Annotated in this window: 24 protein-coding genes; 8 read left to right on the forward strand and 16 right to left on the reverse strand. The window is 60.8% G+C overall.

The genetic code is table 11. The features are described from left to right. Nucleotides 1–51 precede the first annotated feature (51 nt). The 3 genes from BVH74_RS19080 to BVH74_RS16925 form a co-directional block, all read right to left on the reverse strand. Nucleotides 52–588: a UGSC family (seleno)protein gene (locus tag BVH74_RS19080; protein ID WP_276310927.1), complete on the reverse strand. Its 537-nt coding sequence runs from the start codon at nucleotides 586–588 to the stop codon at nucleotides 52–54. Then, entirely contained in the window at nucleotides 585–2,021 is a 1,437-nt protein-coding gene (locus tag BVH74_RS16920) for a thioredoxin family protein (RefSeq protein WP_080051241.1), read from the reverse strand. Before BVH74_RS16920 ends, BVH74_RS19080 begins: the two co-directional genes overlap by 4 nt. Nucleotides 2,022–2,306: 285 nt before the next feature. Then, nucleotides 2,307–2,687 (reverse strand): VOC family protein, encoded by a 381-nt coding sequence (locus BVH74_RS16925; RefSeq protein WP_080051242.1) that lies wholly within the window; start codon nucleotides 2,685–2,687, stop codon nucleotides 2,307–2,309. Between the two features lie 90 nt (nucleotides 2,688–2,777). Here BVH74_RS16925 and BVH74_RS19065 point away from each other — a divergent pair, with 90 nt between their 5' ends. Together BVH74_RS19065 and BVH74_RS16935 are read left to right on the forward strand one after the other, a co-directional pair. Then, a complete protein-coding gene (locus BVH74_RS19065; protein WP_080051776.1) occupies nucleotides 2,778–2,912 on the forward strand; it encodes a type II toxin-antitoxin system YoeB family toxin in 135 nt (44 codons plus the stop codon). Nucleotides 2,913–3,084: 172 nt separating this feature from the next. After that, nucleotides 3,085–3,480 carry a DUF3597 domain-containing protein gene (locus BVH74_RS16935; protein ID WP_080051243.1) on the forward strand — a complete coding sequence of 132 codons (396 nt, stop codon included), beginning with the start codon at nucleotides 3,085–3,087 and terminating at the stop codon, nucleotides 3,478–3,480. 69 nt (nucleotides 3,481–3,549) lie between these two features. On the opposite strand, the gene BVH74_RS16940 is transcribed toward BVH74_RS16935, so the two are convergent. Next, on the reverse strand, nucleotides 3,550–4,866 hold the full coding sequence (locus BVH74_RS16940) for an alkyl sulfatase dimerization domain-containing protein (protein ID WP_080051244.1): 1,317 nt from the start codon (nucleotides 4,864–4,866) through the stop codon (nucleotides 3,550–3,552). A 163-nt stretch (nucleotides 4,867–5,029) separates the two neighbouring features. On the opposite strand from BVH74_RS16940, the gene BVH74_RS16945 reads away from it, so the two are divergent. Continuing rightward, entirely contained in the window at nucleotides 5,030–5,734 is a 705-nt protein-coding gene (locus BVH74_RS16945) for a Crp/Fnr family transcriptional regulator (RefSeq protein WP_080051245.1), read from the forward strand. Nucleotides 5,735–5,773: 39 nt separating this feature from the next. Here the strand turns inward: BVH74_RS16945 and BVH74_RS16950 are convergent, their stop codons facing one another. Beyond that, nucleotides 5,774–6,988 carry a winged helix-turn-helix domain-containing protein gene (locus tag BVH74_RS16950; RefSeq protein ID WP_080051246.1) on the reverse strand — a complete coding sequence of 405 codons (1,215 nt, stop codon included), beginning with the start codon at nucleotides 6,986–6,988 and terminating at the stop codon, nucleotides 5,774–5,776. A 173-nt stretch (nucleotides 6,989–7,161) separates the two neighbouring features. Further along, nucleotides 7,162–7,494: a DUF7693 family protein gene (locus BVH74_RS16955; RefSeq protein ID WP_080051247.1), complete on the reverse strand. Its 333-nt coding sequence runs from the start codon at nucleotides 7,492–7,494 to the stop codon at nucleotides 7,162–7,164. Nucleotides 7,495–7,560: 66 nt separating this feature from the next. On the opposite strand from BVH74_RS16955, the gene BVH74_RS16960 reads away from it, so the two are divergent. The 4 genes from BVH74_RS16960 (at nucleotide 7,561) to modC (ending at nucleotide 10,694) form a co-directional block, all read left to right on the forward strand. Continuing rightward, a complete protein-coding gene (locus BVH74_RS16960; protein WP_080051248.1) occupies nucleotides 7,561–7,929 on the forward strand; it encodes a winged helix-turn-helix domain-containing protein in 369 nt (122 codons plus the stop codon). Between the two features lie 229 nt (nucleotides 7,930–8,158). After that, on the forward strand, nucleotides 8,159–8,935 hold the full coding sequence (modA, locus tag BVH74_RS16965; RefSeq protein WP_218189149.1) for a molybdate ABC transporter substrate-binding protein: 777 nt from the start codon (nucleotides 8,159–8,161) through the stop codon (nucleotides 8,933–8,935). Nucleotides 8,936–8,937: 2 nt separating this feature from the next. Further along, nucleotides 8,938–9,624 (forward strand): molybdate ABC transporter permease subunit, encoded by a 687-nt coding sequence (gene modB, locus BVH74_RS16970; protein WP_080051249.1) that lies wholly within the window; start codon nucleotides 8,938–8,940, stop codon nucleotides 9,622–9,624. Continuing rightward, on the forward strand, nucleotides 9,621–10,694 hold the full coding sequence (gene modC, locus BVH74_RS16975) for a molybdenum ABC transporter ATP-binding protein (protein ID WP_080051250.1): 1,074 nt from the start codon (nucleotides 9,621–9,623) through the stop codon (nucleotides 10,692–10,694). The genes modB and modC overlap by 4 nt, the downstream gene beginning before the upstream one ends. Before the next feature lie 8 nt (nucleotides 10,695–10,702). Here the strand turns inward: modC and BVH74_RS16980 are convergent, their stop codons facing one another. Together BVH74_RS16980 and BVH74_RS16985 are read right to left on the reverse strand one after the other, a co-directional pair. Further along, nucleotides 10,703–11,185, reverse strand: coding sequence for a nuclear transport factor 2 family protein (locus tag BVH74_RS16980; RefSeq protein ID WP_080051251.1), 483 nt, complete (start codon nucleotides 11,183–11,185; stop codon nucleotides 10,703–10,705). A 31-nt stretch (nucleotides 11,186–11,216) separates the two neighbouring features. After that, the gene (locus BVH74_RS16985; RefSeq protein ID WP_080051252.1) at nucleotides 11,217–11,960 is read right to left on the reverse strand and encodes an SDR family oxidoreductase; all 744 of its coding nucleotides are present in this window, start codon (nucleotides 11,958–11,960) and stop codon (nucleotides 11,217–11,219) included. A 170-nt stretch (nucleotides 11,961–12,130) separates the two neighbouring features. On the opposite strand from BVH74_RS16985, the gene BVH74_RS16990 reads away from it, so the two are divergent. After that, a complete protein-coding gene (locus BVH74_RS16990) occupies nucleotides 12,131–13,060 on the forward strand; it encodes an AraC family transcriptional regulator (RefSeq protein WP_231705535.1) in 930 nt (309 codons plus the stop codon). A 91-nt stretch (nucleotides 13,061–13,151) separates the two neighbouring features. On the opposite strand, the gene BVH74_RS16995 is transcribed toward BVH74_RS16990, so the two are convergent. The 8 genes from BVH74_RS16995 to BVH74_RS17030 form a co-directional block, all read right to left on the reverse strand. After that, entirely contained in the window at nucleotides 13,152–13,784 is a 633-nt protein-coding gene (locus tag BVH74_RS16995; protein ID WP_080051253.1) for an FMN-binding negative transcriptional regulator, read from the reverse strand. A 117-nt stretch (nucleotides 13,785–13,901) separates the two neighbouring features. Beyond that, the gene (locus BVH74_RS17000) at nucleotides 13,902–15,788 is read right to left on the reverse strand and encodes a S9 family peptidase (RefSeq protein WP_080051254.1); all 1,887 of its coding nucleotides are present in this window, start codon (nucleotides 15,786–15,788) and stop codon (nucleotides 13,902–13,904) included. Continuing rightward, nucleotides 15,754–16,908, reverse strand: coding sequence for a pyrroloquinoline quinone biosynthesis protein PqqE (gene pqqE, locus BVH74_RS17005; protein ID WP_080051255.1), 1,155 nt, complete (start codon nucleotides 16,906–16,908; stop codon nucleotides 15,754–15,756). The genes BVH74_RS17000 and pqqE overlap by 35 nt, the downstream gene beginning before the upstream one ends. Then, entirely contained in the window at nucleotides 16,880–17,158 is a 279-nt protein-coding gene (gene pqqD / locus BVH74_RS17010; protein ID WP_080051256.1) for a pyrroloquinoline quinone biosynthesis peptide chaperone PqqD, read from the reverse strand. Before pqqD ends, pqqE begins: the two co-directional genes overlap by 29 nt. After that, entirely contained in the window at nucleotides 17,155–17,904 is a 750-nt protein-coding gene (gene pqqC, locus BVH74_RS17015) for a pyrroloquinoline-quinone synthase PqqC (protein ID WP_080051257.1), read from the reverse strand. Before pqqC ends, pqqD begins: the two co-directional genes overlap by 4 nt. Nucleotides 17,905–17,914: 10 nt before the next feature. Beyond that, complete coding sequence (pqqB, locus tag BVH74_RS17020) at nucleotides 17,915–18,826, reverse strand: pyrroloquinoline quinone biosynthesis protein PqqB (protein WP_080051258.1); 912 nt, start codon at nucleotides 18,824–18,826, stop codon at nucleotides 17,915–17,917. 67 nt (nucleotides 18,827–18,893) lie between these two features. Further along, a complete protein-coding gene (pqqA, locus tag BVH74_RS17025) occupies nucleotides 18,894–18,965 on the reverse strand; it encodes a pyrroloquinoline quinone precursor peptide PqqA (protein ID WP_063607997.1) in 72 nt (23 codons plus the stop codon). Nucleotides 18,966–19,172: 207 nt separating this feature from the next. After that, nucleotides 19,173–20,765, reverse strand: coding sequence for a BCCT family transporter (locus tag BVH74_RS17030; RefSeq protein ID WP_231705536.1), 1,593 nt, complete (start codon nucleotides 20,763–20,765; stop codon nucleotides 19,173–19,175). Nucleotide 20,766 lies beyond the last annotated feature (1 nt).

The following is a 20,766-nucleotide window of genomic DNA, read 5'->3' on the forward strand; positions in this document are numbered from 1 at the left end:
GCCCCCTGGGAGCTGTGAGCATCTGCTCGCAGCGGGGATGCACCAGCACGATCACTCGCCCGCGCCCTCCTCGGCGCGCAACAGACGCAGGATGTCAGGCAACGCGCCATCGGCCAGGGCGCGCATTTCCTCATCGGTGCGGTCCTGGATCGGGTGCGGCACGAAGACCATGGCCGGGTCAAAGCCCAGCGCCTTGGACTGCAACGCGGCAGCATCAACAAACTCACTGGAGGCGACCCCTACTCCCGGGATCTGACGTGACTCCAGGTCGGCGATGTCATGCATACAGCACGACGTACACGACCCTCAGTCAGCCAGACCTTCGACCAGTAGATCCACCTCAGCAGCCATCTGCTGCTTGAGTTCGGTTGGCGCGATGCGGGTAAAGGTCGGCTTGGCGTAGCGCTTGACCTCAATCCCCATGGCCGCCAGTTGTTCCTCGATACGGTCGAGAAACACATTGCCGCGCGGCTTGGAAATATCCAGCAGGCCAACCACCTTACCCTCCAGACTGGCCGGACGCGCCAGCCGTGCCCGCTGCGCAGGCGCACGCTCGGCCGTGGGGTCGAGCAACAGGGTTTCGTTCATACAGTTACCTCACGTGTTACCGGAGACGAACCAACCGGGCCAGAAGCAGCCCAGCCAGCAATAATGGCGGAAAACAGGCCGGCAGTGCCGCCAGCCCGGACGATCAGCAGGCCGCCGGGGCGAAACTTGGGCACCTGCAGATCCTTGAAACGTTCGGGAATGCCCTCGGCAATGCCGCCAGCCCCGGCGACCAGCTCGGCACCCGGCGCCAGCAGCAGGCGTTCCAGCTCTTCGCGCAGGCGCTGCTTGGACCAGCCAGCCTCGATAAACACTCGCGCATGTTCGGGCGACACCACCAGCACCGCATCACCGGCCATCGCCAGCTTGGCGTGATCAACCGCGCGCAGCGACAGGGCAAAGGAGCGTGCCAGCGATTCAGGATCGCGTGACTTCTGATCGACAATACCCTGCACCCCTTCACCGGGGAACAGCGTCACCGCCGACCGTCCTGCCTCGATGCCACGTTCCTGGGCCAGCGGCAGCCAATCGCTGTCTTCTGCCTCGGCAAAGCAGAAACTGTACTTGCCGGGATTGCCCAGGGTCGCGCGGTCGATCTCGCCGGGGCGGCCACCACCAACATTGCGGATGATCAGTTGCAGCGCCCGGCCGATAGTGGCGTTGGCGCGATTGCCCTGGCCCAGTGCATTGACCCCGGAATTCATACCGATGGCCCGTGCCGCCGGGCCGTTGACCACGATCATCGGGCTACCGAACATGGTGGTACAGATCAGCCCGTGCAGGCCGAACTCATCGGTCAGCGCAGCTTCCAGCGCCGCCAGCAGCACCGGCATGTACTCAGGTTTGCAACCGGCCATAACCGCATTGATGGCAACCTTCTCCACCGTGCAGGGCACCAGATCAGGTGGCATCAGCCCGACCACTTCATCCGGCGCACGGGTGGTGCCCTTGAGCATCCTCAGCACCCGTACCGGAGTCGGCGGCACCACCGGCAAGCCATCACTCCAGCCGCGCTCGTAGCAGGCTTCGATGGCATCGTCGGCAGAAGAAATATCGATTTCACGCGACTGCAGGCGAATATCGCCAAAGGCCAGTTCCAGCTCCTCGGCAATGCCCGGCTCCAGGGTCTTGGAACCGCAGCCGGGGCGCATCACCGGCAACTCCTCACCCAGGGTCGGCACCCCACTCAGGGCACGCCAGTCTTCCTTGTGCCAGCCATAGGTGCGCTCGACCTCCTGGCCGTTCTCGACCCGGATCAGGGTCGGCACGAACTCAATGCCAAGGCGGTAGGAATGTTCCAGGGTCTGGTCATACAGAGTACCGGGCAGCGCGGCGGCGTATTCGGCCGAGTCCTGCACATACACGGTCAGCGCTCCGGCACCAGCCAGCTCCGCCAGCAGCGGTTCAACCAGCCGGCAAGTCGGGCAATCGGCCTTGGCCACCACAATCAGGCCATCGGGAAGTGCTGTAGTCATCGGAAGCCCTTCTGCGGGTCTTGTGTCTCGTAATGATTCAGCATAGCGGATGCCAACCGCCGGGCGAGGATCATGGGTGGGATGATTGGTGGGGTATCAGCGCTGGCAAGACCGGGCCGTGGAGCAACGCCGGCTCAGCTGTAACGCGATATGGATTGCCACGTCGCTGCGCGACTCGCAATGACAGTTGAGTGCATAAAGGCATACACCACCATCGACACACACGCCGTCATCGCGAGGCCGCAGGCCGTGGCGATCCATCGGCCTGCAGCAGCACTATGAGCCTTAGCCCATCCGGTACAGGGCACAGATCTTGTTGCCTGCCGGATCACGCAGGTAAGCCAGGTACAGCTTGACGCCATTACCCTCACGCACACCCGGCGGGTCTTCGCAGGTCACGCCACCGTTAGCCAGACCGGCAGCGTGCCAGGCGTCAGCCTGCTCCGGGCTGTCCACGGCAAAACCAATGGTGCTGCCGTTGCCGCAGGAAGCCGGCTCACCATTGATCGGCTTGCTCAGGGCAAAGGTGCCGGTTTTGGTGAAGTAGAAGCAGCGGCCCTTGGGGTCGATGACGCCCGGCTTGGCGCCGATAACGCCGAGCACCGCATCGTAAAAGGCCTTGGACGCCTCGATATCGTTAGCGCCGAGCATGACGTGACTGAACATGATGAATTCCTTGCTGATGGTTGTTGTTGGGTCCAGCCCAACAAGACTTCAGGGAATCGGTGTCGGCGTCAAGCACGATCTGCGGACTGAATAGTTACCCGCTCAAATGCCAACAGCTCTGGCCTATGGTCTAAACGGATATCGCAGAAAGATCGTTTGATATATCGGTTCGACGACAAGTCCATTTATATCTTCGCTATTGGTGGTCACTACGATCAGCCCTAATTGTTGTTTATCAACACAACAATTAGCGGCTTAGCCGTGCAAAATCCGCTGGGGCATTACCGTTCGGCATACCAACGTTGTGGTCAGGTCGAGCGCTGCTACGCTTGATGAACACGCCTAGGTCTATCAACCCAGGCGTGAAGGCAAGGACCAAATTATCAGGGAGACGCTCATGTCCTTTTTCAACAAAATCCTCAGCAAACTCGGCATCGGCAGCGCGGAAGCAGCACCCGCAGAGCCTGGCGCGGCAGCACTGGCAGAAACCCCAGCCGCCACAGCAGCGGAGGCATCCCCCAGTGCCATCCCTGTCGTAGACGTGGTTGCCCAGCTCGAACAAAAAGCCGCAGCCAATCCGCAGCAACTGAACTGGAAGACTTCAATTGTCGACCTGCTCAAACTGCTTGATCTGGACAGCAGCCTCGGCGCACGTAAAGAGCTCGCCACCGAATTGGGTTGCCCGGCTGAGCTGATGTCTGATTCAGCGCAGATGAACATGTGGCTGCACAAGCAGGTGCTTGCTCGCATCGCCGCGAACGGCGGCAATATCCCTGCCGAGCTGGCTAACTAACCCAAACCGATACGCCGTGCGGCGCTCGACGGAGCAGAGTCATGCCGATTACCGACATTCCATTTGCACTCAGTCGCCAAGCTGCTGCCGGGTGCTGTTGATGCCATAGTTCAGCCAGCCGGACTCGTTGAGATTGGAGGACTGCCGGCGCAGTTGGACGAGAATCTGCAGTTTCAGGTTCAGTGCTTCACGGTCGTCAGGGGCTGCGGACAGGGCGGCATCGAGCAAGCGCAGCGCTTTGACCTCGTCATTCTGCTCTAAGGCGACCCGCGCTTGGCCGATGACAGCCTGGCTACCGCCGGCCAGGGCGACCAGATCGGGATAGATGCCTTCGGGTGGCAGGTCATACATATTGACCGGGTTGCCGTCGAACCAGCCCATGTACCCCTCGTAGATCCCGCGTACCGACCAGGCAATCCGGCCATAGGCTTCGCTCATCTGCAGCGACTCGGGCAGCTTGATCTCGCGCATCAGGGTATAGACGTCCTTGCCCTGGTTCATGCCAATCACGGTCTGATCGTGTACGTACTGGATAGCGTCTCGATAGTGGGTCAGCGCACTACGAATGGCCTCTTTGCCGCGAATCGGCGCGCCATGACCGGGCAACAGGATTTCCGGTTCCAGCGCCAGCACCCGGTCAATCGAGGCGACGTAGTCCAGCGCCCAACGCGGTTTGGTGCCGCGCAGGGTGTAGATGTTCGGGAAGGCGGCATAGTACAGGTCGCCGACAAAGGCCGTTTTGTATTGTGGCAACCAAACGGTCAGGGCGTCGTCGGTTTCGCTGGGAGTGTGGATCAGCTCGAATTCGACGTCGCCCAGAGTGAAAGCCATGTGGTCGTCGAACAGGGTATCGGGCAGCATGGGTGCGGCAAAGTTCTGCACTGTGGCGGCCTGGCTCTGACCGGCGTCCAGGGCGAAGCCGAACTGGGCCCGATTGCGCTGATTGAAAATACCTTCCAGACGCTGCTGATAATGCAGGAATTCGACCATGTTGCGCTGCCCGATCACCCGGGTGTCAGGCTGTTTCCAAAGGTCGACTCCACCGGTATGGTCGCCATGACCGTGGGTCAGGATGATGCTGTGGATCGGTCCGTCATCCACCGCGCCGAGCAACTGCCTGTGGTGCCGGGCCATGCTCCGGAGCGAGGTGTCGATGACCACATTGCCTGCGCCAGTGACCACCATGAAGCTGTTGCCGAAGCCAGTGGCCATGTAGCTGACCTCGTTGATCCTTTGCGCTTCGGTCTGAGTGCTGCCCTGCTGCAGGTGCAGGCTCGGATCGGCACGACCACTGCTCAGGGCCTCGGGGGTGTAGGTATCGGCGCTGGCCAGGCCGGTGACCAGTACCAGCACTGCCGCCAGATGACAGGTGTTGTGTTTCAGCATTGATGGACTCCACGTATTCTTGTTTATCTATGGTTCAGCAAGGGCGCTATCCGGTGATGCGTGCATTTGCCCGGATAGCCTCGGATGATCATGATAGGCAGCAGACAATCGCAGGCCGTGTCACATTTGTTACATCGCACAGGCTTTATTTAGGGGCTGACGCTTGGCTGAGTTTTATCGGAAGGGCAACTGGTTCGCTGAACTGCCGGTGCAGGTGCAGGCGGCGATCCGTGAGCGCATGCGGATTCGCCACCTGAACAAGGGCGAGCACCTCTACCGTCAGGGCGCCGGGGCCGTCGGGCTGTACCAGGTGCTGAGCGGTTTTGTGCAATTGCGGGCAATCGGCAGCAACGGCAATGAAATACTGATAACCATCTACGGGCCGGGTTGCGTGCTGGGTGAGATCCCCTTGATGTCGAGCATCAAGCGCGCCTTCGATGCTCTGGCGCTAGGCCCGGTGCAAATAGCCGAACTGCCTCGCCAGGACTTCGACGAGTTGTCCCGGCGCTATCCGGAAATCTACCAGCGCCTGACCGAGAAGCTCTGCCAAACGATTGTCGGCCTGCTCGCCCACATCGAAGACACCTCGCTCCTGAGCCTGAACCAGCGGCTGGCCAAACTGCTGCTCTCGGCCGCGCGCGCCTACGGCCGAGAGGAACAGGCTGGCCAGTTGATCGATCTGCCTTTGACTCAAGCCGATATGGGCAAGATGCTGGGCGTCAGTCGGCAAAGCGTCCACCGCGAACTGACCCGCTTGAAAAGCGCCGGCCTGGTGAGCAAACGGCAGGGTTGCTGGTTCATCAGCGACCTGCCAAAGCTGCAGGAAAGCCTGTCGCCCCCACACAGATCCCAGGCCGATTCTGACTGACCTGGCAAAAACTGTCCGGCCTGTACACATTGGCCATGGTCACTCGATCAGCTTTAGCGCCTGACGTACACGCTGAGCCAGATGCTTGGGATAAGCCTCTGCCAAACTCACCCTGTCGCACTCCTGAAACTGACAGAATTTTTTGAGGGCAGCTAAAAATGCAGCCAGCAGCAGCTCTTCATCAAAGTTGAACTTCTCAAAATACAGTGACTTGATCTCTAACAACCTGAGCCTGCGGTGGGCTTTGCAGTCCATCCGCCCGACAAACTCATCACGGTAAAGAAGCGGCAGGCAAAAGTAGCCGTACTGACGCTTGGCTGCGGGCACATAGCATTCTATTTGGTAATCATATTGGAAAAGCGCTTTCAGCCGTTCGCGCTGAATCACGCTATTGTCGAATGGAGACAAAATGACCATGCGATTGCTCAGCCGTGGAAGCGGGCCATCAAGCGCGCCTGCTTCCACGATGAACGTTTCGCCGCTGCGGAGCTTTATCTGCTCCAGAACACCCTGGGCCAACCTATCGTCAACCAGATTTTTAACCGCTTTGCGGAGTTCAGCATTGCGGCGTTGGTATGTAATCCCCTTGAGCGCAACAACCCCATGGCAGCGTAATTGCTGATCGACGATATGCGTGGAAAACTCTTCCATGCTGGGATTTTTGGTATTGACGTGGGATGGCAGTACCCGCTCGGTCAGGTCATAGGTTTTCTGGAAACCGGTGCGATCACTGATCATCAGGTCGCCTTGCATGTACAGCTGTTCAAGCGCCTTTTTAGCTGGCTTCCAGTCCCACCAGCCTGCACGTTTCGTCGTATTGGTTTCTATATCACGCGAACGCATCGGGCCATCTGAACGTATACGCTCTAACAGCTCTCCCATCAGTTTCTTATCGGGATTTCTATACCAATGCGTCTGGCCGCTCTTAATCGCATGCTTGTAGGGCAAGGAGAACCTGAAATCGGCAATTGGTAGAAATGCAGCCGCATGCGCCCAATACTCGAAAATCTCGCCATCAGCCAACATCTTGTTCGTCATGGCGGGGCTGAACTGCGGAACCCTAGAGTGCAAGACATGGTGATGCGCTCGCTCCACAACCGATATGGTATCGATCTGCACATAACCGATGTGATTAATCGCCTCCCGCGCTCCCGCCAAACCGCGCCCAAAGGGCTGAGCCTGTAGCAAGCCTTGAGCGCTCAAGGCTAGACGACGTAAACGGGTCAGATCTGGTGGGCGCTCAATTTCAATCATGGGCTGGGAGTATTCACTTTAGTGGGGGAAGTCCACGCCCACTGGTTAAGCCAGTATGTGCTGAGTTGGGATGCTGTGGTGCAGATTGGCATCCTTGCCTCAGAGGTGGGCTGCATGATGGCAGTTAGCTAGATACTGCAACGTTTTGCCGGGCTTGCCAAGTCGAATGCCGGCTAGCGCAGAGTTTCCAATACCGCCTCCAACCTACCCCGCTCCCACACACTCAACAGCTCCAACGGGTCAGTGCCGCGCTCAGCCCAGGAGTGCATGTCGGAGTGGCGGCCATCGGGGGTTGTGCAGGCGGCGCAGTAGTCCAGGGCGCCGGCTTCCTTGTTCAGGGTGATGAGCCAGCCGTCGATATCGATGGTAACCAGACCGCTATGCACATCGTTCCAGTTTTGCTGCCCATGACGGCGGGCAGTGGCGGTGCCCAGGCAGACGTCCTTGAGTCGCTGATAGACCTCGCGGGCCGGAAGATTGGTGACGTTGGCGGCTGGCTGATTCACGGGCTCATGTCCTGTTCGGGTTTGTGGGTATACTGAGCGGCAACTGTCACCCGATGCAATATTTCCATGCCTTCACGATTACGTCTGCGCCAGCGATTGATGTTCGGCAATGCCATTGCCCTTGGGCCGGGCAAGGCCGAGTTGTTGCAGCACATCGCGGACTGCGGTTCGATCTCGGCGGCGGCCCGGCGCATGGGTATGAGTTATCGCCGTGCCTGGCTGCTGGTGGAAACCATGAATCAGTGCTTTCGGGCCCCGCTGATTGAAACCGCTGCCGGTGGTAAAGGTGGTGGTGGCGCGGCACTGACCTCGCTCGGTCAGCAGGTGCTCATCCACTATCAGCGCATTCAGACGCTGGCTGAGGCGGCGACGGCTGGTGAACTGGATGAGTTGGAGGGGTTGCTGGCGGCGGCCCCGCCTGCCGATCCCCACTAGGGAAACGCTGATTAAATCAGTTTTGAGCACTCCCAGGGGATTGCACGGAGATTGGTCTGTGGCTTGAGTAGCGTCGCACGTAATCAGTGTTTACCTAGCCCCCCTGAAAACTACCCATACCTCCAACGGCAGATTGACGCCTTAATTCTTAGCCGGCTACCCTGCGTCATATTCAATTGTATATAGCGAAGCAGTTGCCTTTCCCTACTCGCTCACGCAAGGAGCCCGCATGTCCTTTCTGAGGATGATCCGTTGGATCGCCGCTTGTGCAGCGCTGCTGTTGGCCAGCACGCTGCAGGCCAGTGAGCCGGTGCGGATTGCTGCGGCTTCTGATCTGCGCTATGCCCTTGATGAGATTCTGGCGGTTTACCGTCAGGCCCACCCGGATGCGGCCATCGATGTGATCTACGGTTCTTCCGGCAAGATGACCACCCAGATCATCAACGGGGCGCCCTACGATATTTTCTTCTCTGCCGACATTGCCTTCCCCAGGCAGTTACAGGAGCGCGGCATGACCGTGACCGAGCCGGCGGTGTATGCCCTGGGCCGGATCGTGCTGTGGAGCAATTCGCTGGATACCAGCCAGCTCAGCCTTGCGGACCTGACCGACCCGCGCATCCGGCGCATCGCTATTGCCCAGCCCAGTCATGCGCCCTATGGCCAGCGGGCCCAGGAAGCGCTGCAGGCCGCTGGTGTCTGGGAAGCGGTGCAGCCCAAGCTGGTGTTCGGTGAGAACATCGCGCACACCGCTCAGATGACCCAGTCAGGCGCGGCGCAGGTTGGCATCATTGCCCTGTCGCTGGCGAGGTTTCCGGACCTGGCCAGGCATGGCTACACACTGATTGACGATGCCCTGCACAACCCACTGACTCAGGGCTATGTGGTCACCAGGCGGGGCGCTGACAAGCCGGCGGCGCTGGAGTTTGCCGAGTTCATGGCTACCGGGCCCGCGCATGAAATCATGCGGCGCTATGGCTTTCTGATGCCCGGCGAGCAGGAGCCATAAGCATGCTCGGACTCAGCCCGGCAGACTGGCAGGCTATCGAGGTCACCTTGCGGCTTTGCCTGTACACCACCCTGATTCTGCTGGTGATCGCCACGCCGCTGGCCTGGTGGCTGGCGCAGGGGCGTTCTCGCACGCGGGTTGTTGTGCAGGCGATTGTCGCGCTGCCATTGGTGCTGCCACCCACGGTGCTGGGGTTCTATCTGCTGGTCACGCTGGGGCCGCATGGTTTTGTTGGCCGCACGCTGGAGAACATGGGGCTTGAGCATCTGGCCTTTTCGTTCGAGGGCATTTTGTTTGCCTCGGTGCTGTACTCGATGCCCTTTGCCGTACAGCCGCTGTGCGAGGCGTTCAGCAATCTCGGCCGGCGTCCGGTGGAAGTGGCCGGCAGCCTGGGCGCTGGCGCGCTGGATCGCTTTCGCAGCGTCATTTTTCCCCTGACCCGTGGCGGCTTTGTGGTCGCGGCGACCCTGACCTTTGCCCATACGCTGGGCGAGTTCGGGGTGATTCTCATGCTGGGCGGCAGTATTCCCGGGGAGACCAAGGTGCTGTCGATCCTCATCTATGACCATACCGAGGCCATGAACTACGCTGCGGCACACCGGCTCTCGCTGATGCTGCTGATCTTTGCCTTTATCACCCTGTTTATTGTCTACAGCATCAACCGGCGCTTTCAGGTGGCCAGAGCATGACACTGCATATTCAGGCCCTGCTGCGCCATGGCGATGACTTTCAGTTGCAGGTCGATACCGAGCTGCCGTTGCAGGGTGTCACCGCGTTATTCGGCCGCTCGGGCTGCGGCAAGACCACGCTGCTGCGGATCATTGCCGGGCTGGAGCGGGTGCCGGGTGCCACACTGCGGTTTGGCGAGCAGATCTGGCAGCAGGGACGCAGTTTTGTGCCGCTGCACCGGCGCCGCATCGGTCTGGTCTTTCAGGAAGACAGCCTGCTGCCGCACCTGTCGGCGCGTGACAACTTGCTGTATGGCTACCGGCGTACCCCCGCGGCCCTGCGCCGGCTGCATCCCCCCGAGGTGTGCGCCATGCTGGATATTGAAGGCCTGCTCGAACGGCGGATCGACCAGCTTTCCGGCGGCCAGCGCCAGCGATTTGCCTTGGGGCGGGCGCTGCTGATCAGCCCGCAGCTGCTGTTGCTCGATGAGCCGCTGTCTGCGCTGGACACCCAGACCAAGCGGGAAATCATGCCGTTTCTCTCACGCATGGCGGCGCAGTCCGGGGTGCCGATCATCATGGTGACCCATGCTCCGGACGAGGTGGAGCGGCTGGCCGACCGCATCGTGTTCATGCGCGACGGCCGGATCGAATGTATTGAGTCGCTGGGCGCCGCCCTGGCCCGGCACGACTCGCCGTTGTTTGCCGATGAAGGGGCCGCCAGTGTTCTGCACGGCGTGCTGGGTGAAGCCGCGGCCGATGGTCTGCGGCCCTTCGGCCCGGCCGAGGCGCGCCTGTGGCTTTCAGCGGCGGCTTCGGGGGCAGACACACGCCCGCAACGCCTGCAGATACGTGCTCAGGATGTCAGCCTGGCGCTTGATGACCCGCAACGCATCAGCATTCAGAATCACCTGAAAGTCACCATCGAACGCATCGACCCGATCAAGCTCCAGCATGTTCTGGTGGCCTGCCGGACCGGCGACGGCCAACTGCTGCTGGCCGAAATTACCCGGCGGGCCACCCAGCAGCTGCAACTGGCCCCCGGGCAAAGCGTGTTCGCCCTGATCAAGTCGGTGGCGCTGCTGGAGTAACGGGCCAATTACTCCAGCAACTCATTCAAGGCCCAGGTATCCAGAAATGCCGTAACGCGGGTGATCCTGCCCCCCTCCAGCACCATATGCCAGGCATAACTGTTGAGGTATTCCGATCCATCGCTGGCCGTGGCGCGGCCATCCCATAGCACCACAACATTGTTGTCCTGAGCTATGACCTGCTTGACCTCTGGCGTTATCGGCGTCGCCAGACGGGCATTGATAGGGCCTACCGCCTCATCGATCAGTGCCTGCCTGCTGCGATAGACCGCAGATACCGGGCTAAATCCGGCTACGGTCCATTCGGCATCCTCTGCCAGCAGGTCAAACACGCTGCCGCGTCCCTGCCGCCAGTCTTCAAATGCCTGCCGAACCAGCGATTCGGCACTGTGTGGCGGTTGCTCCGGGCTTTTGGCATTCGCCACAACAGTCAGGCCAACACACAGAAAAAGCGTGCAGCAGGCTCTGGCCAGGTGGGTTCTGTTACTCATGGGAGTCTCCTTGGTCGGGCTGGCACTGGTTTCAATGCGCGCTGGCAGTGGGCCGCACGATGATCTCGCTGGTATCGACATCCTCGGGTTGCTCAATGGCAAACCGAATGGCGCGCGCAATCGCAAACGGGCTGATGGCAACCTGTCTGAAGGTTTTCATTGCTTCCCGTCCCTGCGGGTCAGAGATGCTTTCAGCCAGCTCGGACTCGGTTACCCCCGGGCTTACCGTAGTAACGCGAATGTTCGGATGTTCCTGACGCAAGCCATCGGAAATTGCCCAAACCGCGTACTTGGTCGCGCAGTACACGGCTGCCGTGGGTGACACGGCATGCGCGCCAATGGACGCCACATTGATAATCTGGCCGTAACCTTGCGCCTGCATCATTGGCAATACGGCGGCAATGCCGTGCAGTACGCCGCGGATGTTAACGTCGATCATGCGATCCCACTCGTCCACCTTAAGGGCCGCCAGCGCGGAAAGCGGCATGACTCCGGCGTTATTGATGATCACATCAACTCTGCCGCACTCGGCTCTGGCGAAATCGACAAAGGCCTGAACCTGATCGCGCTGGGTAACATCAAGGCGCTGGGCCCAGGCCTTACCACCGCGGGCGTGGATCTCGGCTACCAGTTGCTCCAGGCGCTCGATACGCCGGGCACCGAGCACAACGTGCGCGCCCTGCTCTGCCAGCACTCTGGCAGTCGCCTCACCGATGCCACTACTGGCTCCTGTAATCAGTACAACCTTGCCCTGGATATTTTCTCTTGCTGTCATAAGACCTCCGATCCGAATACATGTGATGACTGCCCGGATAATCCTAGGGAGCCTGGTGCAGGCGGCGAAGGTCAGTTCATATGCCAGTCTTGCCTATTCGTATTGACCGGGACACACGGCGTGTAAACCTGTGTTTTCATAGGCTCTGGTGGTTATGGAGAGAACAGCCGATGAGCAGCAACAGCGCCCAGCAGTTACGCATGGTCGAGTTGATCAAAAGCCTGGCACCTACCGAGGGTTACACGGAGTCGATGCTCGACGGTGTTACCTTCATGCGCTCAGATCAGGCTGTGCCCAACACGCCAGCACTCTATGAGCCCAGCATCGTTATCGTGGTGCAGGGACGCAAACGCGGATTTCATGGTGGCCGGATGTATGTTTATGACGCCCGCCACTATCTGGTGCTGGCCGTTCCCCTGCCCTTCAGCATTGAGACCGAGGCCAGTGCCGCAGAGCCCTTGCTGGGTCTGATCCTGCGCATTGACTCGGCTATGGTTGCCGAGCTGGCCATGGAGATCGACGAGACCTTGCTGCAACGCCCGCTCAACCCCGTCAGTCTCAACGCGACACCGATTGACGACAAACTAGAGAGCGCCACCCTCAGACTGCTGGAGGCGCTAAGCTCGCCGCTTGAGTGCAAGCTGCTGGCACCAGCGATTGTGCGTGAGATTACTTACCGGGTATTGACTGGCGAACAGGGTGACGGATTGCGCGCAGCCCTGGTGCAGGGCAGCAACTTTGGGCGCATCGCCAGGGTACTGCGGCGCATACACGACCAGTTCGATCACAACCTGGATGTTGGCACACTCGCCCAGGAGGCCAGCATGAGCGTTCCGACCTTCCATACACACTTCAAGGCTGTGACCCTGACCTCACCGCTTCAGTACATCAAGACGATACGCCTGCATCAGGCCCGGCTGATGATGATCCGCAATGGCATCAGCGCAGTTGCCGCCTCGCAGCAGGTCGGCTATGAGAGCACGTCGCAATTCAGCAGAGAGTTCAAGCGCCTGTTTGGCCGCAGCCCGAAGGATGAGACCAGACACCTGAAAACCTTGCTGTCGTTATCAGAGCCAGTAACTGCCGACACAATAAAGTGAAGCAAAAGGCGTTTACTGCGCCACCACCCGATTACGCCCACAGTGCTTGGCCTGACAGAGCGCCTCAGTTGCCACCATCAGACCAGTGTCATCAAACCTCGCCGGGCCCGGTTAGCATCATGTCCAGCAACGCGGCGCTCTCCGACTCGGCGTTCAGCCCGTCGATCACGCCCTGGCGGTTGGCCGGGCTCTGGTTCTGGCTCATCTTCCATTTGCCTTCGATCGCTGCAATCGGAATTTCCACCCCGACAATGCCTCTGAGCTGGGCGGAGATATAGTCCGCCGGGGCATCAGAGACTTGCCAGGGTTGCGAGCGCTGGTTTTCGTGGTTGGCCGTCAGTTGTTCAAGCTGCTCACGCAACCAGCCGGCCTGTTCAATTACCTGCGGCTGCCCGCGTACCTGCACCATGCAGTAGTTCCAGGTTGGCACGGCTTTGCCATGCTCGGCCTTGCTCGGATACCACGACGGGGTGACATACCCCTGCGGGCCCTGGAACAACACCAGCACTTCGGCCCCCTCACGCAGGGCCTCAAGCTGCTGATTGTTGCGGGCCAGGTGGGCACGCAGCAGGCCATGTTCGCCGCCACTGTGCAGCGAGAACGGCACCAGATTGGCGATCAGGCCACCACTGCCGGCAGTGATCAGGGTGCCCAGCGGATGCCTGGCCATCAGCTCGTGCAACACGGGTAGCCGAGTTTCTCGGAAAGCGGATGGGCAATGCATGACGGGCCTCGCGGTATTCAGGTGTTTGGCCGCTATTGTGCCGTCTGTACTGCTGGCCGGTAAGGGACAGTTGCCGGTCAAATCAGCCGTGCAATTCAGGCTGGTGCCGGATGCCCCCTACAACCACGCCCGATAAAACCCCAGCTCCTGCTCCAGCACCCGGGCCAGGTTGTCGGGGCGGCGAAAGCCATGGCGTTCTTCAGCGAAGGTGACGCACTGCACCGGTACGCCGTTATCTTCCAGGGCCTGGACCATTTGCTTGGTCTGCTCAGGCAGAACCACGGCGTCCTGCAAGCCCTGGAAGAAGATCACCGGAGTGCGGATGCGTTCGGCCTGGGCCAGCGGTGAGCGTTGTTGGTAGCGTACGGCATCGGTTTGCGGGTGGCCGATCAGCCAGTCGATATAGTCGGCCTCGAACTTGTGGGTAATGGCGCGCAGGCGCAACGGATCACTGACGCCGTAGAGACTGGCCGCAGCGCGAAACCGCTCGCTGGCTGCCACCAGGCTGCACAGGGTGGTATAGCCACCGGCGCTCTGGCCTCGAATGAAGACCCGCTCGGGGTCGATGCTGCCCTGGTGTGCCAGATGATCGATGACTGCCAGTACGTCTTCAACATCCACCTGCCCCCAGCCATGGCGCAGCTTGTCACGATAGGCCCGGCCAAAGTTGCTGCTGCCCCGATAGTTGAGGTCGGCGACGGCGAAGCCGCGCTGGGTCCAGAACTGAATGCGATTATCGAGGGTGGCGTAGCAGGCCGAGGTCGGGCCGCCGTGGGTGAAGATCACCAGTGGCGGACGCTGATCGGCAGGGCCGCGCACCTGGCTGTTGCAGGGCGGGTAGAAGAAACCATGGGCGGTGTCACCCTGCCCGCTCAGGTACAGCAGGCGTCGCGGCTTGGCGATATCGGCTTCGGCCAGCGCACTGGACGCCTGGCTGAGTACGCTCAACTCGCCGTTATGTGGATTGATCCGCACAATCGCGGCGCTGCAGGTCGGCGAGCCGGCAATACAGAACAGCCAGTGGCGGTTGTGGGTCAGCGCCCGAAACCGGGTATAGCCATGCGCCAGCCGGCGCTCCTCGGCGGTTTCCCGCTGACGCAGGGCCAGATGGCCCAGCCCACCTTCGAACCAGCTCAAGGCCAGCCACCGGCTGGGCAAGTCAGCATAGTGCTGCGGGTTGAGCTGCCAGGGCGCCGAGGCGTGGTCGGCAGTCTGGGCCGGCAACGGCTGCCAGCCACCGTCGCCATCGATGCGCCAGGGCATCCAGTAACCACGTCGGTCGGACAGACAGATCAACTCCCCTTCAGGACTCCAGGACGGCTGCTGGATCGACTCATTCCCGGTACTGTCGGCGTAGTGAAACATCACCACCCGCCCCGCCTGATCTAGCTGGCCAATCCCCAGCCGGGTCCGCGTCCATGGTAAATCCGGGCGTGACCATTCGATCCAGGCCAGTTGATCACCGTCTGGACTCAGGCATGGGCTGTTGTAGAAGTCGGCGCCTTCGATCAGGACCTGGCGCAGGCCATCAAGGCCAATACTGACCAGCCGGTGGGTTACCCGCTGACCGGCATGGCACTCCTCGACCGCCAGCACCTGCCGACGCCGGGCATCGAAACGCAGGCCGCCATAGCGGCAGTGCTCGCGGCCGAACAGCCGCTGGCAGTCATCGCTGTCCAGGGCCTGGTAATACAGAGCCTGATCGGCGTCGTCGATGAATACCAGCGCTTCACCGGCCAGGCACAATGCCCCGCCGCCGTATTCATAGACCCGGCTGTGAACGCTGTAGCCCTCGGGGGTGAGCCGACGCAATCCGGCTTCGGTCCATTCGACAACCACATTACGGCCATCGCCAGGCTGAAATTCGACCCACAGCAGTCGCTGCTCATCGCAGCAGAGGTCGGCGTAATCGGTGCCGGCAACCACTGCCTGCCGGGCGCTGAAATCAGTGTTCCAGTGGCCGTAGGGTTCAACCTTTACAGATGATCCTCGAGGTACGCTCATTGCGGAATGTCAAAGCCTCTATCGGCGGCTGGGGCTGCTCGGCCTCGGCGCGGGCGGCGAGGATCTTGTGGTGGTGCGGCGATTTGCTGCACACCGGGTCGGCCTGGCTGGCGTCGCCGGTCAGCATGTAGGCCTGACAGCGACAACCACCGAAGTCACGTTCCTTCTCGTCGCAGGAGCGGCACGGTTCGGGCATCCAGTCGTAGCCGCGAAACCGGTTGAAGCCGAACGAGTCGTACCAGATGTGCGACAGGCTGTGTTCCTTGACACTGGGGAAGCTCACCGGCAGTTGCCGGGCGCTGTGACAGGGCAAGGCCGTGCCGTCGGGCGTGATGGACAGGAAAATATTGCCCCAGCCATTCATGCAACCCTTGGGCCTCTCTTCATAATAGTCCGGTGTGACGAAGATGAGTTTGCACGGGTGGCCTTCGGCTTCCAGTTGGGCCCGATAACGGTTGGTCACCGCTTCGGCATGGTCGAGCTGGGCCTTGGTCGGCAACAGGCCGGCGCGGTTCAGATGGGCCCAGCCGTAATACTGACAGGTGGCAAGTTCGACGAAGTCGGCTTCCAGCGCCAGACACAGTTCGATGATGCGCTCAATCTGATCGATGTTGTGCCGGTGGGTAACGAAGTTGAGCACCATCGGGTAGCCGGCGGCCTTGACCGCGCGGGCCATTGCCAGTTTCTGCTCGAAGGCCTTGCGTGAGCCGGCCAGCAGATTGTTGACCTGTTCGTCAGAGGCCTGGAAGCTGATCTGGATATGATCCAGCCCAGCATCCCGGAAAGCCTCCAGCTTGGCCTGGGTCAGACCCATGCCGGAGCTGATCAGGTTGGTGTAGTAACCCAGGTCACGGGCGGCCGCGATCAACTCGACCAGATCCTCACGGACCAATGGCTCCCCCCCGGAAAAACCGAGCTGGGCGGCCCCCAATGCCCGTGCCTGGGTAAACACGTCGATCCACTCGCTGGTGCTGAGTTCGGTCTTGTACTGTGCAAAATCCAGCGGGTTGGAGCAATACGGGCACTGCAACGGGCAGCGATAGGTCAGCTCAGCCAGCAGCCATAGCGGCGGCCCCTGGCTGGCCGAGGTCTCAGTGCAACTGGAGCCAGTGTTGGGCATGGGCCACCTCGATAAAAGCCAGCACGTCCTCATCGAGGCCGGGCACATTGGGGAAACGCTCATCGAGCTGGGCAATGATGGTCTCGACTGCGCGGGTGCCATCGATCAATTGAAGAATCTCGGCGGCGCTGTCGTTGAGCTTGATCATGCCTTCCGGATAGAGCAGCACATGGCAGTTCTGTACCGGCTCCCACTGCAAGCGGAAGCCGCGGCGCAGGCTCGGTACCTGATCACGGGTAATCGGCGTCACAGGGCTATCCCCCGATGCCAGACGGCATCCTTGGTGACCGTGTGATACGGCGGGCGCTCCAGTTCATAGGCCATGCTCATGGCGTCGAGCATGCTCCACAGCACATCCAGCTTGAACTGGAGGATTTCCAGCATGCGCTGCTGGGCTTCCCAGGTGGTGTAATGGCCAAGGGTGATGCGCAGGCCGTGCTCGACATCGCGGCGCGCTTCTTTCAGGCGCTTGCGGAAATAGTCATAGCCAGCCGGATCGATCCACGGGTAGTGCTGCGGCCAGGTGTCCAGACGCGACTGGTGGATGGTCGGGGCAAACAGTTCGGTCAGCGACGAGCTGGCCGCCTCCTGCCAACTGGCACGGCGGGCAAAGTTGACATAGGCATCTACGGCAAAACGCACGCCCGGTAAGACCATCTCGCCAGACAGCACCTTGTCGCGCGGCAGACCGACCGCTTCGCCCAGTCGCAGCCAGGCTTCGATGCCGCCTTCACTGCCGGGCTCGCCGTCGTGGTCGATGATCCGCTGAATCCACTCGCGACGGGTGTCACGGTCCGGACAGTTGGCCATGATCGCCGCGTCCTTGACCGGAATGCTGATCTGGTAATAGAAGCGGTTGGCGACCCAGCCCTGGATCTGCTCGCGTGTAGCCCGGCCCTCGTACATGGCGACGTGGAACGGGTGATGAATATGGTAGTACTGGCCCTTGGCGCGCAGCGCCTGCTCAAAGGCCTCGGGGCTCATGGGTGCGGTCATGGCCAACTCCTTACAGCGTGATGTGCATGCCGTCGTGGGCGACTTCGATGCCATGGCGGGTCAGCTCCGCGCGCTCGGCCGAGTCTTCATCCAGGATCGGGTTGGTGTTATTGACGTGAATCAGAATCTTGCGGGCCGCCGGCTGGTCGTCGAGCACGTCGATCATGCCGCCGGGGCCATACTGGTACAGGTGGCCCATCTCGCTGCCGAGTTTGTCGCCAACCCCTGCGCGGGCCATTTCGTCGTCGTGCCAGAGCGTGCCATCGACCAGCAGGCAGTCGGCATCACGCATCAGAGCCGTCAGGCCGTTATCGACCTGGCCCAGACCGGGGGCGTAGAACAGCACCCCGCCGGTGTTCAGGTCACGCACCAGCAGGCCGATGTTGTCACCGGGGTGCGGATCGTGGCGGTGCGGCGAATAAGGTGGCGCGGCGCTGCGCAGCGGTATCGGGGTGAACCGCAATTGCGGGCAGGCCGGAATCACGAACTCGCCCTGCAGCGCGATACAGTTCCACACCAGCCCGCCGTTCCAGTGCTCCAGCATGTTGAACAGCGGGAAGCCACTGGTCAGATCCTGATGTACCATCTCGGTACACCAGACCTGATGCGGGCAGCCTTCGCGCAAGGTCAGCAGGCCGGTGGTATGGTCGATCTGACTGTCCATCAGGATGATCGCGGCAATCGCGGTATCGCGTACCGCCCGGGCCGGCTGCAGTTCAGGAGTATGTTCCAGTTGCGTACGAATATCCGGTGAGGCGTTGCACAGAATCCAGTTGACTCCATCATCAGACAGGGCAATGGACGACTGGGTACGGGCGCGGGCGTTCAGTGTACCGTTGCGCAGACCAGCGCAGTTGCGGCAGTTGCAGTTCCACTGCGGAAAACCGCCGCCAGCGGCGGAACCGAGAATCTTGATATGCATGGGGCTGCTCCTGTGACACTGCCACGTTGGCGGGTGGACACCCCGGCAAGCCGGGGCGCCAGACTACTCAACGGTTAGCGAAGTACATGGTGACTTCGAAGCCGATGCGCAGGTCGGTGTAGCTCGGTTTAGTCCACATAGGTTGATCCTCTTGTTATTACTGAAGTGGTTGCCGGCAAGTGCCGACAGAGCCAGTTAAACACCGGGATCAGGGGCTACGAATGGTACTTTGGGAGTAGATATGGTCGTGATTTGGTGGGGGTTGGCCAGGGCGGCCAGTCAGCGATAAGGCGGGATGTTAGCGGGAGGCGGGAGCAACTGCTCCCGCTAGAGATTCCCGAAAGACTCAGGAAGAGGAACTGGCGCAGCGGCGGCGCTCAGCATTGACCGGAGCGTATGACAGCCCCCGTTCTTCCTGATGGAAGGCTTTGAACAGGCAGTAGCAGATCACCAGCAGAACCAGCGAGAACGGCAGCGCGGCGGCAATGGTCGCGGCTTGCAAGCCTTGCAGCCCACCCGCCAGCAGCAGCACCCCGGCCAGCGCACCCAGTCCCAGCCCCCAGATCACCCGGTAGCGCTGCGGCGGGTTCTGATCACCACTGGACAGAATGGTGCAGATCACCAGCGTCGCCGAGTCGGCCGAAGTAACAAACCAGCTGACAATCATCAGGGTAGCCAGGCCCGCCATCGGCAGGGTCGCCCAGTGTACGTTCAGGCCTTCGATGGTCTTGTACAGCACCATGGTCAGGTCGTTGTTGGCGACGCTGCTCAGATCAGTGCCATTAAGCTGCAGATACACACCGGTACCGCCCATGATCACGATCCACAGGAAAGCGCCCAGGGTCGAGGCCAGCATGCCACCGATTACCACCTGACGCACGGTACGACCACGGGAGATGCGAGCAATGAACATGCCGACGAACGGACCCCAGGACAACCACCAGCCCCAGTAGAAAATGGTCCACCAGCCCTGCCACTGACGCTCCGGGTCAGAGTCGGTCCACAGCCCCATAGGAATGAAGTGGGCCAGATAGTCGCCAATGCTGGTGGCGTACAGCCCCAGCAGAAATACCGTCGGACCAGCCAGCAGCAGGAACAGAAACAGGATCGCGCTCAGGCGGATGTTCCACTGGCTAAGCCAGAGAATCCCGCGCCGCACCCCGGACACCGCTGAAAAAGTGGCGACAATCGAGGTCGCGGCAATCAGCAGCAACTGATTGGTGGTGGAGATTTCCCAGCCGAAGATGTAACTCAGGCCGGCATTCATCTGCGATACCCCAAGCCCCAGGGTGGTCGCGGTACCGAACAGAGTGCTGAAAATGGCCAGCAGATCCACGGCGTGACCGATGGGGCCGTAGATGCGCTCACCCAGGATCGGGTACAGCGCCGAACGAATGGTCAGCGGCAAGCCATGACGGTAGGTGAAATAGGCCAGGACCAGGCCCATCAGAATATAGACGCACCAACCGTGCAGCCCCCAGTGGAACATGGTGATGCGCAGGGCTATCTGTGCCGATTCGGCACTGCCGACCTCTGCTCCAGCCATGTCCATGAAGGGGTTGCCCTGCATGTGCATCAGTGGCTCGGCAATACTCCAGAACAGCAGGCCGGTACCGACCGCAGCACTGAACAGCATGGCGAACCAGGAGAAGTTGCTGAACTCGGGCCGTTCGTCATCCTTGCCCAGGCGCAGATTGCCGTAGCGACTGAGCCCGACCCAGAAGGTGAAGAACATAACGGCACCTACCACCGTCACGTAGTACCAACCCAGCGAGCCTTCGATCCAGGCCTTGATGCCGGTGTAGATACTGTTGGCCAATTCCGCATTGGTCACCGTGAACAGCACGAAGGCCAACACCATGGCTATGGAGGCTATCGCCATGGTTGGGTTAACACCTGCAAACACATGCTCCAGGCGTTTCATCGGACGATCGCTCACT

Source organism: Halopseudomonas phragmitis (genome assembly GCF_002056295.1).
Classification (GTDB): Bacteria; Pseudomonadota; Gammaproteobacteria; order Pseudomonadales; family Pseudomonadaceae; genus Halopseudomonas; species Halopseudomonas phragmitis.